Annotated in this window: 6 protein-coding genes and 1 pseudogene; 6 read left to right on the forward strand and 1 reads right to left on the reverse strand. The window is 70.7% G+C overall.

Annotation, left to right across the window (positions count from 1 at the left end):
* The first annotated feature begins 36 nt into the window (after nucleotides 1-36).
* The 6 genes from ACIBAF_RS39915 to ACIBAF_RS39940 all read left to right on the forward strand — a co-directional run bounded on the left by ACIBAF_RS39915 (nucleotide 37) and on the right by ACIBAF_RS39940 (nucleotide 6,591).
* Nucleotides 37-930 (forward strand): 3-hydroxyacyl-CoA dehydrogenase family protein, encoded by an 894-nt coding sequence (locus tag ACIBAF_RS39915; protein ID WP_399470066.1) that lies wholly within the window; start codon nucleotides 37-39, stop codon nucleotides 928-930.
* Nucleotides 931-932: 2 nt separating this feature from the next.
* Entirely contained in the window at nucleotides 933-1,199 is a 267-nt protein-coding gene (locus tag ACIBAF_RS39920) for an acyl carrier protein (RefSeq protein WP_399470068.1), read from the forward strand.
* Nucleotides 1,200-1,233: 34 nt separating this feature from the next.
* Complete coding sequence (locus ACIBAF_RS39925) at nucleotides 1,234-2,379, forward strand: acyl-CoA dehydrogenase family protein (protein ID WP_399470070.1); 1,146 nt, start codon at nucleotides 1,234-1,236, stop codon at nucleotides 2,377-2,379.
* Nucleotides 2,376-4,466 (forward strand): amino acid adenylation domain-containing protein, encoded by a 2,091-nt coding sequence (locus ACIBAF_RS39930; protein WP_399470072.1) that lies wholly within the window; start codon nucleotides 2,376-2,378, stop codon nucleotides 4,464-4,466. The genes ACIBAF_RS39925 and ACIBAF_RS39930 overlap by 4 nt, the downstream gene beginning before the upstream one ends.
* 140 nt (nucleotides 4,467-4,606) lie before the next feature.
* Nucleotides 4,607-5,710, forward strand: coding sequence for a hypothetical protein (locus tag ACIBAF_RS39935; RefSeq protein WP_399470074.1), 1,104 nt, complete (start codon nucleotides 4,607-4,609; stop codon nucleotides 5,708-5,710).
* Between the two features lie 305 nt (nucleotides 5,711-6,015).
* Nucleotides 6,016-6,591 carry a transposase gene (locus tag ACIBAF_RS39940; RefSeq protein ID WP_399470092.1) on the forward strand — a complete coding sequence of 192 codons (576 nt, stop codon included), beginning with the start codon at nucleotides 6,016-6,018 and terminating at the stop codon, nucleotides 6,589-6,591.
* 545 nt (nucleotides 6,592-7,136) lie between these two features.
* On the opposite strand, the pseudogene ACIBAF_RS39945 reads toward ACIBAF_RS39940, so the two are convergent.
* Nucleotides 7,137-11,972, reverse strand: a pseudogene (locus tag ACIBAF_RS39945) (type I polyketide synthase); the annotation flags it as partial.
* Between the last annotated feature and the right edge of the window lie 72 nt (nucleotides 11,973-12,044).

Genomic DNA, 12,044 nt, shown 5'->3' on the forward strand with positions numbered 1-12,044 from the left:
TGACACGCCCAACTGACACACACCGGAAGAGGACCCATGACCCAAGCCCTACGCACCGTCGGCGTGCTAGGCGTCGGCAACATCGGCAGCACCGTCTGCGTCGACTTCGTCGTCCACGGATTCCGTGTCGTCGCCGTCGACCAGGAAGAGTCCTCGCTGGCCGCGGCTCGGGAATTGCTGCGTGACGTGAACCGGTTCCTGCCCGCCGTACGCCCCGGCCTGCCCCGCCTGGACGCCGCCGAGGCGCAGGAACGGCTCGTCACCACCACCGACCTGGCCGCGCTCGCCAAGTGCGAGTTCGTGGTGGAGAACGTCAGCGAGAAGTGGGAGACCAAGCGGGACGTCTACCACGATCTGGACAAGGTGCTGCCCTACGGGGTTGGTATCGGCGTCAACACGTCGAGCATCCCGATCGGCCGGCTGGCGGCCAGGACTCGCCGTCCCGACATGGTTGTCGGCATCCATTTCATGAACCCCTCCTACCTGAAGGACGCGGTGGAGGTCATGCGGGGCGACGACACCTCGCAGAAGTGCCTCGACCAGGTACGCGAACTGCTCGCCCAGCTGGACAAGCAGGCCGTCGTGGTCGGGGACTTCCCGGGCTTCGTCAGCAACCGGATCTCGCATCTGTTCTTCAATGAGGCGATCAGGGTCGTACAGGACCAGGGCGTCGACCCCGCGACGGTCGACGGCATCTTCAAGAAGTGCTTCGGCCACACGATGGGGCCGCTGGAGACCGCGGACCTGATCGGCCTCGACACTGTACTGCTCACCCTGGAAAACCTCCGCGACAGCTACGACGACGACCGCTACGAGGGCTGCGCGCTGCTGCGCGAGATGGTCGCCTCCGGGCGGCTCGGACGCAAGTCCGGCCAGGGTTTCCACCGCTACCACGGCGCGACGGCCGTGGCGACCACGACAGGAGAATGACCATGACCGCCCGCACCACCAACGAGATCGATGACGTCGTAAGGGAGTTCCTGGCCACGCGGGACACCTCGCCCGCCCCCGGGCGCGACGAGGACCTGTTCCAGTCCGGCCGGGTCAACTCGCTGTTCGCGATTCAGCTGATGAGCTTCGTCGAGCGGACCTTCGAGATCGAGGTCGACGTGGACGACCTCAACCTGGCCAACTTCGCCAGTATCGCCAAGATCACCGACTTCGTGCAGCGCAAGCAGCTCGAAGCGCAGTCGGTCTGATCACCACCGGGACAGGAAGAACAGGCTGATCGTCATGGAACACCTGCTTGACCCGGAGGAGCGCGAGCATCACGACCGGATGCTGCGGCTGGTCACGGGCCGCTGGGCGCAAAGCGCCCACACATGGGAGCGCGGTGAGATCCTGCCCGAGGAGGTGGTCCGGTGGTGCAGCGAGGAGGGACTCCTCGGCGCCGCGCTACCGTCGGCCGTCGGCGGCCGTGGCTGGTCGCCCATCGAGGCGGGGCTCATGTATGAGGCGCTGGGCCGGGTGAGCGTCTCGCTGGCCTCGCTGGTGAACGTGCACGGCATGATGGCGCAGACCCTGGCCCGCTGGGGCACCGCCTGGCAGCGCGAACACGTCATGCCAGCCCTCGGCGAAGGCAGCCGTGTCGCCGCGATCTGCATGACCGAACCGCATGCCGGAAGCGACCTGGCCGCGATATCCACCAGCCTGGTGGAGAAGGACGACCGGCTGCTGGTCAACGGAACGAAGGTCTTCATCACCTTCGGCCGCCGCGCCGACGACCTGCTGGTGTTCGTGCAGCGTGAGGGTCGGTCCGAAGCGTGTCTGGTGCGGAGCGACAACCCCGGCGTCCGTATCGAGCCCATGGGCGACTTACTCGGGCTGCGCGCGGCGGGACTGGCCCGCATCACCTTCTCCGACTGCGAGATCGCACTGGAGGCGGTGGTCGGAAAGCCCGGCTTCGCACTGCCGGTGCTGATTCCGACCGCCTTGGAGCACGGGCGGCACGCGGTCGCCTGGATGGCGCTCGGCATGCTCGAAGCATGCTTCGCGGAGTGCGCGCGGTTCGTCCGCACCCGCAGGGCCTTCGACCGGACACTGATCGACCACGGCCAGATCCAGACGCTCGTCACCAGGATGGGCGCCGATCTGGAAGCCGCCCGCCACCTGTGCGTCTCCGCCTCACGGGCGATGGGCGCCAAGGACCCGGCAGCCACCGAGCGGATCCTGCTGGCCAAGTACTTCGTGTGCCGGGTGGCTCAGAAGCACACCGCCTCCGCGGTGCAGCTCCTCGGCTCCTCGGGTGTCTCCGAGCAGTCGGTGACCGCACGGGCCTACCGGGACGCCAAGGTACTCACGATCATCGAGGGCACCGAGCAGATTCTCGAGCGCTCGCTGGCTCCGACACTGGTCAACGCGGTGGAGGCGGCCTCATGACCACCACGCACACCTCCGCCGAGGGCCTCCTGGACACGGTGGCGACCAAAGCGCTGGGCGACCTGCCCTCCCGAGAGGCCGAGTCCTTCCAGCTCGCCGCCGCCGTGCTGGCGCTGTCCTACATGACGCACGACGACAGCCCGGTCGTCCGGGTGGTCCACGGAACGGGCCCGGCCCGTACGGCCGCGTTCACGGTGGACCCGGACGACAGCGGCGAGGCCGTGGCCACCGGTGTGAACGACGCGCCGGACACCGGCGAGGAAGCCCAGCATGCAATCCTGTTAGGCACGCGCCCGGACCCGCCGGAGCCCCTGGAGCCCGGCGGGGACACCACCGTGGAGGGGGCCTTCCGGCTCACCCTGGCGGTGGACGGCGGGCGGGTGTCCTGCACGCACAACGGCGCTCCGGGCGCCGTGCTGGACGCGGAGACGCTGGTGTCGGTGTACCTGACCCTGCTGCCGCGTATGCTCGCCGACCCCGAACGTCCCGTGGCTACCTATGAACTGCTACACGGCCTTGAACGGCGCCGAGTACTGCTGGACTTCAATGAGACAGCCCATCCGCTGCCGCCGGAGCGCACACTGCACGGCGTCTTCCATGTGCAGGCGCTGCGCACCCCGGACGCCGTGGCGGTGAGCGCCGACCACGAGTCGCTCACCTATCGCGAACTCGACGAGCGCACCGACCGGTTGGCCCGGTACCTCGTCGGGCGCGGTGTCACCGCTGGCACGGTCGTGGCGGTGTTGATGGAGCGCTGCCTCGACCTGCCGGTGGCAGTCATCGGCATCCTCAAGGCCGGTGGCGCCTACCTGCCGCTCGCCCCCGACGCGCCGCCGGAGCGGCTCGTCGGCCTGGTGGCACAGAGCGGCGCCCCGCTGGTACTGATGCAACCCGGCCTGGCGGCACCCGAAAGCATCCCGGTGCCGTCGGTGCCGCTGGACGACCCGGAACTGTACGCCGGCCCGGATCCCGGTTTCCAGTCCCACAGTGGCCCCCGCGACCTGGCCTACGTCATCTACACCTCCGGTTCCACGGGCCGGCCCAAGGGCGTCGAAGTGGAGCACGAGTCGGTCGTCAACCGGCTCAACTGGATGCAGCGGCGTTACCCGTTGACCGAGTCGGACACGCTGCTGCAGAAAACCCCGGTGATCTTCGACGTGTCGGTCTGGGAGCTGTTCTGGTGGTTCTTCGCCGGCGCGCGCATGCATCTGCTCGCCCCCGGGATGGAGCGTTTCCCGCTGGCCATCTCCAAGACCGTGCGAAAGCAGCGGGTGAGCGTGCTGCATTTCGTCCCGTCGATGCTGGGGATATTCCTGGAATATCTCAAGGACGGCGGCGGTGACCTCTCGGCGCTCGCCTCGCTGCGCTGGTGCTTCTCCAGTGGGGAGAGCCTGCTGGCCGGTCAGGTGACCACGTTCGGTGAGCTCTTCGCCGCCCAGGGCACCAGGCTGGTGAACCTCTACGGTCCCACGGAGGCGACGGTGGACGTCACGGGCTACGACTGTCCCGCGACGGCGTTCACGGGCGTCGTCCCCATCGGTCGGCCCATCGACAACACCCGGGTGTACGTGCTCCGCCACGGCAGGCCCATGCCGGTCGGTGTCTACGGCACGCTGTTCCTGGCGGGCGCGGGTGTCGCGCGCGGTTACCTGGGCGATCCCGAGCTGACGGCGGGCCGTTTCGTACCCGAGTACGGCCGTCCGGACGGCCGGATGTACGACACCGGTGACATCGGGCGCTGGCTGCCCTCCGGGGACCTGGAGTACCTGGGCCGCACCGACAACCAGATCAAGATCCGCGGCATCCGCATCGACCTGGGTGAGATCGAGAACGTCCTGCTTCAGTCGTCCGGCGTCACCGAGTGTGTGGCGGTGCTGGAGAGCGCGGACCCGAGTCGGCCGCGGCTGCACGCCGCGGTGTCCGGGGTCGCCGGTCTGACGGAGGCCGCCCTGCGCGAGCACGCGGCCCGGTGGCTGCCGGAGTACATGGTGCCCGTCGTCTACCACCGTCTGGAACGACTGCCGCGCACGAGCAGCGGAAAGCTCGACAGGAAGGCAGTGGCCCAACTGGCCCACGGGCCGAACTGACATCACCGGTGTGCGACGCGTTGCGGACCGCCACCACCCCGTGCGAACGGGACTCCGCGCCACAGCTCGTCGTACGGCATGACGGGCGGTGGCGCGGGTGCGGGGGCCGGCCGAACAGCCAGAGAGAGGTCACGAGAACCGTGTCATCAGTTCACAGCAGCACCACCGACTCCGACTCCGTGTTGAACGCGGCGGCAAGGGAGTTCACGGAGCGGGTCGAGGAAACAGGCCTGGCCGCCCTGCTGCGCGCCTACCGGACGAGTGGAACGCGCAAGTTGGCGCTCGTCCGGGACCGGCCGTCGCTCACCCCGTACCTGCGGGACGCCGTCGACTTCCTCTGTCTCTCCCAGGCCGTGCCGCGCGGTGAAGCCGTACGTCTTCTGACCGAGCCGCTGCTCGACCGGCTCGTCGGCATGGGGGCTGCGTCGGAATCCGGGGAGACCGTCGAACTCTCACGGGTCCGCCTCATCGAGCATTTCGGCCGCCTGCTCTTCGTCAGCACCGCCAACAACACCGGATACGGCTGGTACGGTCGTGATTCGATCGGGATCGGGCAGCACCTTGTCGGCGCCCGGGGCAGGTGCCTCGACATCGGATCGTCCACCGGCTGCCAGGCCGTTCTGATGGCCGCCACGGCAACGAGCGTGCAGGCCGTCGAGATCGACGAGAAGCTGGCTCCGCTCTTCGAGGTCAACCTGGCTGTCAACCAGTGCGGCACCAGGGTGCAGTCGCGTTGGGGCGATGCGCGTGAGCTCGCTTTCGACGGGGATTTCGACACGATCGGCGTCAATGTGCCGATGATGCCCACGTTCGGCGTCCTCGACCTGCCGTGGACGGGCGACGGTGGCTCCGACGGATCCCGGCTCCTGGAGAGCGTGCTGCGGCGCGCCCCCCTGGCGGCGGGGGGCAGGCTGGTGGCGAATTCCATGATTCCCGGCAACGCCTCGGGCCTGGACGCCGAGTGGTTGCGGAAGCTGAGCGTGGACCGGGAGTGGTCCCTCACCGTCATCCCGTGCGACTACGAGCCTCTCTCGGCCGAGTCGGCGTTCCTGCGGTCCACCCTGGGCAACCGGGCGATCGTAGCGGAGGACGCCGTGGACACCGTGATGGCGGAACTCTCCGCGTCCTGGGTGGCGAACAGGACGGACCGCATGTACTTCTCCACCATCTCCGTGACGGCCGGCGGGGGTCCGTCGTTCCGGGTCGCCTCGATGGCGCTGGGCGGCGAGCGCTGGTCCCTGTGACGCACGTTTGAGCTGCCCTGGGACGTGCCGAAGACAGGGGCGGGGCGCTGGACGCCCGGCCCCTGTCTTCAGTGGCGGTCATGAGAGGACCATCCCTTCTGCGGCCCTCTTCTCCCTGTGAGTTGTGCCGGCCCCGCCGGGCCGAGGCCGTCTGATCGGCTTCAGGGCACGCCCCGCAGAGGGCCGATCAATGAGCTCCCGGCAGACGTCCTGACCACCGGGCAGGTGCCCCGCGCACGACACAGGAGTACTTCTTTCGTGTTCATCGGAGGGACTGGGCGACCGAGACCCACGACGTGACGGTCATGGACAACTCCGCCACGCGGGTGCCCCATCGGGAGTTCGCGCACACCGAGGAGGGCATCGCCAGGACGCTGGCCAAGCTGGCGACGTACCGTGATCCGGCGGATCTGCCGGTGGCCATCGAGACCACCCGCGGCCTGGTCGTCGACCGGCTGCCGACCGCCGGGCACCCGGTGGTGGCGGTGCATCCGAACGCCTTCCACGCGATGCGCCCGCGCTGGGGCGCCTCCAAAGCCAAGACCGACGCCGGGGACAGCCTCAAACTCGCCGACTACCGGTCACTTCCTGCCCAGCCTGGAGCCCACCGAGCGCGCCACCATGGACCTTCAGGCCCTCACCCGGCAGCGCGCCGACCACGTCGAGGCCCGTATCGCCGCTGGCAACCGGCTCGCCGCGCTGCTCGACATGCACTGGCCGGCGGCAAGGCCGTCTTCGCCGGTCTCGACAGCGACATCGCTCTGGCGTTCCTGGAGCGCTACCCCACCCCGGCCTCCGCCGCCAGGCTCACCGCCGAACGGCTGGAGACCGGCGGCGGATGTGCCGCAGCTACACCGGCAAACGGCCCGGCAGCGTCCTGATTGAGCGCCTGCGCTCCGCGCCGAAGCCGGCCTCCCGCCTCAGCGAGACCGTCGTCGAACAACTCGTGCGCGTCCAGGTCCAGCTCGTGGGGGCCATCCGCACGACGATCCGGGCCCTGGACAAGGCCATCGCCGACGCGGTGGACACCCACCCCTGCGCGCTGCTGTTCGCCACCACCGAGACCGGCATCGTCCCGGTCACCCGGGCGTCCGGCACGTCCCGTGCGGTGACGTTCTACGCGACCAACCGGCGAGCCCGCCCGGCCATTGTCACCTACGCCGACAACAGCCGGCATGCCGGCGACCGGGCCGCGAAGATCTACGACGACGCCCGCGCCGCGAAGAGACGACATCCCCATGCCGCCCGCATACTCGCCTGCGCCTGGCTGCGCGTGATGTGGGCCTGCCGGTGCGACGGAACCTGCTACGACCCCGACACCCACCAAGCCAACAACAAGATCAAACAGACTCCCAAGGCGACCCTGGCGGCAGCGAGGTTGACTCAGGGAACTCACAAGGTCACCGGTCCCCGGCCCCCGCGGGCCTCACGGCCCCTCAACGGCGAGGTTGTCCGCCGGCCTGATGCCCAGTTCCCCGGTGATGAAGTCGATGACCTCACTTGCCGACGCCTCGGTCAGCGCGGCGGCTCCCCCCGGGTCACGCTCCGCGGACCAGCTCCTGAGCAGACCTCGAAGCCGCCCTTCGACCGCCGCGCACGAGGCGTCGTCGAGTGCCACGGCACCGAGTGTGCTTTCCAGCCGGTCGATCTCGGCGAGTGCCGCTTGCGTTGCCCGCGCGCCCCCGCCGAACATCTCGGCCTCCAGGAACGCGACGAGCGCGTCGAGGGTGGGGTGGTCGAAGACCAGGGTGCTGGGCAGTTTCAGGCCGGTGGCAGCCTCAAGACGGTTGCGCAGTTCGACGGCTGTGAGGGAGTCGAAACCGAGGCTCTGCAGCGGCCGACCGGCCTCCAGTCGCCACTGGGCGCCGTGCCGGAGAGTGAGGCCCGCCTGCCGGTGCACCAGGTCGGACAGCCGGTCGTGTCGCTCGGCCGGCGACAACCGGACCAGGTCGAGGGCCGACGCCGCCTCCCCGGACGGCGCCGCCGCCGGAGTCGTGACCAGCTCGGCGAGCTGCCGACTCGGACGGAAGGCCGCGGTCCGGCCCGCGAAGGCGTCCCAGTCCACATCGGCGACCGCCACGGCCGGCGTCCCTTCGCCGATCGCCTGCCACAGGGCCGCGACAGCCTGGTCGGGTGCCATGGGCCGCAGCCCGCTCTCGTGCAGCCGGTCGGCGGCGAGGCCGTTGGCCATGCCGTCGTCGGCCCATGGACCCCACGCCACCGAGGTCGCTGGCAGCCCCAGGGCGTGGCGGTGCTCGGCCAGGGCGTCCAACTGGGCGTTGGCCGCGGCGTAGCTGCCCTGTCCCGCGTTGCCGAGGACACCGGACAAGGAAGAGAAAAGGACGAACGCGCGCAGGTCCTCATGGACGGTCAACTCGTGCAGGTGTCGCGCCGCCACGGACTTCGCCGCCAGTACCTCGCCGGTGCTTTCCGGCGTCCGGGTGTCCAGCAGGCCGTCGTCGAGAACGCCCGACGTGTGGACCACGGCGCTCAGCGGATGCTCGTCCGGCACCCCGGCCAGCGCGCGGGCGAGGTCCGCCCGGTCCGACACGTCGCACGTCCTGATCGTTACGGCGGTGCCCAGTTTCTCCAGCTCCTCGCGCAGCAGCGCCGCGCCGGGCGAGTCGGGGCCCCGACGGCTGAGCAGCAGCAGACGCGGTGTCCCCCGTGTGGCGAGCGAGACGGCGATCCGGGCGCCAAGGGCCCCCGTCCCACCTGTGACCAGGACCGTTCCGGGCAGTTCCAGCGTGGTGCCGGGCCGGGCGGGCGAGGAGACCAGGCGCCGGGCCAGGACCGTCTCACCCCGGATCGCCACCTGGTCCTCGCCCGCGGTGAGTGCTGTCGCGATCAGCCGCTCCAAGCTGTCCGGCGCGGCGGGCGGCAGATCGACCAGGCCACCCCACCTGTCGGGATGTTCCAGGGCCGCGACCCGGCCCAGCCCCCAGACCCCGGCGGAGGCCATGTCGGCGGACTCGTCCCCGACGGCGACCGCGCCACGGGTCAGGCACCACAGCGGAGCCCGGACGCCCGCGTCTCCCAGCGCCTGCAGTAGTGCGAGGGTCGCCTGCACGCCCCGTGTCACATCGTTGTGAGGGTTCGCGGGACTCAGGGCCAGGGTCGAGACGACGCCCGCCGGTTCCGGCACCCCGGCCAGCAGCCGGGCGAGCTCCGCCCGGTCGGTCGTTTCCGCGACTGGTACGTGCTCCACCTCGGCTCCCAGTCCGGTGAGGATCGCCCCGATCCGCTCGTCGTCACCGATCACGAGCCAGGTGCCCGTCAGCGTCCGGCTGTCAGCGTGCGGCAGGGTGCGCCAGGCGATCGAGTACCGCCACCCGTTCGTGTCGCCCTGCCGCGCGGCGCGCTCACGCCAGCGCGTGAGCGCGGGCAGGACTACGGAGAGGTCGGCGTCCGGCGCGACACCGAGTTCGCCGGCCACGGTGGACGGGTCCGCGCCGGAGACGAGGGACCAGAAATGACGGTCCTCCACCGAGCCCGGACGGTGTTCCGCGTCCACCCAGTGCCGTTCCCGCTGGAAGGGATAGGTCGGCAGGTCGAGGTGCGGCCCGCGGCCGGGAAGCAGCGCCGCCCAGTCCACGTCGGTGCCGTGGCAGTGGAGCCGGGCCACGGCGGTCAGCACCGACCGGGTCTCGGGCATGCCGCGACGCAGGCTCGCGAGACACAGCGAGGCCCGGTCGTCCAGGCAGTCCTCCGCCATGCCGGTGAGCGAGCCGTCGGCGCCCAGCTCGATGAACGCGGTGACCCCATCCGCCCGCAGTGCTTCGACTCCCTCCTGGAAGCGGACGGTGCGGCGCACGTGCTCCACCCAGTAGCGAGGGTCGGCCAGTTCGTCCGCGTCGGCCGGTTTGCCGGTCACGTCGGAGACGATCGGAATGGATGGTTCGCGGTAGGAAACCGACGAGGTGACGGCGAGGAAGTCGTCGAGCATGGCGTCCATCCGGGGGGAGTGGAACGCGTGGCTGACGTTGAGCCGCTTGACGCGTCTGCCCTGGTCCCGCCAGTGAGCGGTGATGTCGGCCACGGCCTCCTCGTCACCGGAGACCACGACCGCCCGCGGTCCGTTGACCGCCGCGACGCCGACCCGGTCCGCACGGCCCTCCAGCAGCGGCAGGACCTCCTCCTCGGTGGCCTGCACCGCGGCCATCGCACCCCCGGCGGGGAGAGCCTGCATGAGGCGGCCCCGGGCGACGACCACGGCACAGGCGTCGGGCAGGGACAGCACGCCCGAGACATGGGCGGCGACGAGTTCGCCGATGGAGTGTCCGAGCAGCCGCTCGGGCCGCACGCCCCAGGAGCCGAGCAACGAGAACAGGGCCACCTCGACGGCGAAGATCGCGGGCTGTGCGAACTCGGTGCGGTCCAGCGGCGCCGCTTCGGGCGTTCCCGCCTCGGCGAAGACGACCGGGCGCAGAGGTCGGGGCAGACGCTCGTCGAATTCCGCGCAGACCGAGTCGAAGGCCGCGCGGAAGGCGGGAAAGGCGTCGTACAGCTCCCGGCCCATTCCCGGGCGCTGGCTGCCCTGCCCGGAGAAGAGGAACGCCAGCCGCCCCGGTGCCGAGGTCTCGCCGCGGACCAGGTCGGGGCTCTCCTTGCCCGCGGCGAGAGCGGCGAGTGCCGTGCGTGATCCGGCGGCATCGTCGGCCAGCACGACCGCGCGGTGTTCGAACCGGCTGCGGCCGTGCGCGAGTGCCCGGGCGACGGCACCGCAACCGGCGTCGGGCCGGCCGGCGGTCCAGTCGAGCAGGCTGCCCGCCTGCGCCCGCAGCGCGTCGGCCGACCGGGCCGACAGCAGCCAGGGAAGAGGGCTCGGATCCGCTTCCGAGGCCGCGGGCGGAACGGTTCCGCCCGCTGTCTGCGCCGCGTCCGCGGGCGCCTCCTCCACGATCAGGTGAGCGTTGGTGCCGCTGATACCGAAGGCGGAGACCCCGACGCGGCGCGGGTACGCCCCGGCAGGCCAGTCCAGGGCTTCGGTGAGGGGCAGGACGGCGCCCGTGGACCAGTCGATCTCCGGGGACGGCACCTCGGCGTGCAGGGTGGGCGGCAGCGTCCGGTGCCGCAGCGCCATCACGGCCTTGATGACCCCGGCGACACCGGCCGCGGCCTGCGTGTGTCCGATGTTGGACTTGACCGAGCCGATCCACAGCGGCGAACCGGCGTCCCGTACCGATCCGTACACCGCCATCAGGGCCCGGGCCTCGATAGGGTCACCCAGCTTGGTTCCGGTGCCGTGTGCCTCGACGAGATGGACTTCGCCCGCAGGAACCCCGGACGCGCCCAGCGCGTCCCGGATGACACGCTCCTGGGAGGAACCGTTGGGGGCGGTGATGCCGTTGGACGCGCCGTCCTGGTTGACTGCGGAGCCGCGGATCACGGCGAGCACCGGGTGACCGTGCCGACGCGCGTCGGAGAGCCGCTCCAGGAACAGCATCCCCGCGCCCTCCCCGAAGCCGAATCCGTCGGCGCCCGCCCCGAACGCCTTGCAGCGGCCGTCCGCCGACAGCGCGCGCTGTCGGCTGAACTCGCTCAGCCCGCGGGTGGTGGTGAGAACGGCGACACCGCCCGCGAGCGCGGCGACGCACTCCCGGTTGCGCAGCGCCTGCACGGCGAGATGCAGGGTCACCAGGGAGGACGAGCAGGCGGTGTCGACCGTCAAAGACGGCCCGCACAGTCCCAGGGTGTAGGAGATCCGCCCAGACACCATGCCGCCGGTGGTGCCGGTGACGACATACCCCTCGGCGGCCTCGGGGGCGTCGGCGAGCACGTCGGCATAGTCCTGGGAGTTCGACCCCGCGAACACCCCCGTCTGGCTGTCGCGGAGGGAACGCGGGTCGATTCCCGCGTTCTCCACGGCCTCCCAGGAGGTCTCCAGCAGCAGTCGCTGCTGCGGGTCCATGGTCGCCGCCTCGCGCGGCGAAATGCCGAAGAACTCCGCGTCGAAGCGGTCCGCGTCGTGCAGGAAACCGCCCGCCGTGCTGTAACTGCGCCCCGGGGCGTCCGGGTCCGGGCTGTACAGGCCTGCGAGATCCCAGCCGCGGTTGACGGGCAGGCCGCCAGTCGCTTCCTGACCGTCCCGGACGAGTCGCCACAGGCCGTCCGCGCTGTCCGCGCCGCCGGGGTAGCGGCAGCCGATGCCCACGACGGCGACGGGCTCGCGCTGCCGGTCCTCCAACTCGCGGTTGCGGTTCCGTGCGGTGCGCAGCTCGTTGTCCATGGTGCGCAGGTGCCGCGCGAGCCGTTCTTCGGTGGTCTGTTTCATGTCCGTCACTTCTCGTTCCGCCCTGGTCCTGTGGGAGACACGGCCTGGTGGCAGGTGCCG

This window comes from Streptomyces sp. NPDC051677, assembly GCF_044453465.1.
Taxonomy (GTDB): domain Bacteria; phylum Actinomycetota; class Actinomycetes; order Streptomycetales; family Streptomycetaceae; genus Streptomyces.